Raw genomic sequence first — 1391 nt, forward strand, 5'->3', positions numbered from 1 at the left:
CTGGCAGGTGCGCTGGGCCTGGGTCCTCGGCGCCGACGTCTGGCTCGATCTGCTCACCGGCGGCGAACGCGCGCCGGTGCGCCTGCTGGAGGTGCCCTCCGCCTGGCTCGCCCTGGTGGTCGCCGTGCTCGCCCTGGTGGCCGCCGGAGCCGCTCTGGGGCAGCTCCCGGAGGTGGCGCCACAGTTCCTGGCGCACGGCGTGGGCCACCCCCACGGTGCCGTCGGCGGCCAGCAGCACCGCGACGGCGGCGCCCAGCGGCCGGGTGAGCACGGCCTGCCCCAGAGCGGCTCCGGCGGCCACCAGGGCGAGCACGGCGACCACCAGGGCGAGCCAGGCGGAGGGCACCTCCAGCAGGCGCACCGGCGCGCGTTCGCCGCCGGTGAGCAGATCGAGCCAGACGTCGGCGCCGAGGACCCAGGCCCAGCGCACCTGCCAGGCCACCACCACCGCTGCGGACGCGCCCAGCAGCAGGAAGGCCGTCACGGCGGCCCCCCGGCCGGGCCGGGTCGGCGTCAGCGCCGCCGCGCCCGGCGCCTGCCGGGTGAACCGGAGCTCGCCGGCCGGTCGGCGCCCGGCGGCCGCCGTGACCAGCAGCCCCGTGCCGAGCGCGAGCGCCGCGAAAGCGCTGTAGAGGGCGCGGGTGCGTACGGCGTCGGTGGCCTGGAGGTCCATGTAGGAGGCGGTGAGCACCCACAGGGCGGGCAGCCGCAGGCCGAGGGTCAGCACACCGGCGGCGACCAGCGCGGCGGCGGCCACCGGCGAGCGAAGGGCGGCCACGGCGACGGCGATGTGGACCAGCAGCAGTGCGGGGTCGACGATCGTGGTCGCGGGCTGGGCGACGGCGACGAAACCGGGGGCCCCGCCGGACCAGGAGCGCCACAGCGCGGCGGCGGAGCCGGTGTCGGCGAGGTCCCGGGCGATCCAGGCCGCCGTCATCAGCGCGAGCAGGGCGGCCAGCGCCGCACCTGTGATCCGGGCCCCCCGCGTAAGCGTCACATCCACGATCGTGCACGGCCCCACGAGAGGCGACAAGGGCGCCTCGGGCCCAAAGGGCAAGCGCTTGCGCGCGGATGGCCGGACGCGGTCCCGCAACGGGACTGCGTCCGGCCCAACGGCACCCGCACGGCCGTACGTTGTTCAGCGTGACGCGTCCGTATATCGGAGCCGGGTCCGTCAGGTTGCCTGTGTGTTAACGCGGTTGATGCCCCATTCCTCCCCTGGTGCCCGGGGGCTACGAGGGCTCGAACCGCGTCGCCCCGCCCCCGGTCCCCTCGTCCCTGGGACCGGGTCCACCGGGCCCACCGGGCTACGGCTACCCGCCGCCCCGGCCCGCCCCGGGCTACGGCTACCCGCCCGCGGATCCGTCCTCCGGCTTCGGCCCGCCGCCGTC

Annotated in this window: 1 protein-coding gene; it reads right to left on the reverse strand. The window is 77.2% G+C overall.

Going from position 1 to position 1391, the window contains the following annotated elements; translation table 11 throughout:
- On the reverse strand, window positions 1-997 hold a 997-nt coding region (locus tag EAO77_RS35590), incomplete at its 3' end, for a hypothetical protein (RefSeq protein ID WP_147992457.1).
- Window positions 998-1391 lie beyond the last annotated feature (394 nt).

It is taken from the genome of Streptomyces sp. T39, from assembly GCF_008042045.1.
GTDB lineage: Bacteria > Actinomycetota > Actinomycetes > Streptomycetales > Streptomycetaceae > Streptomyces.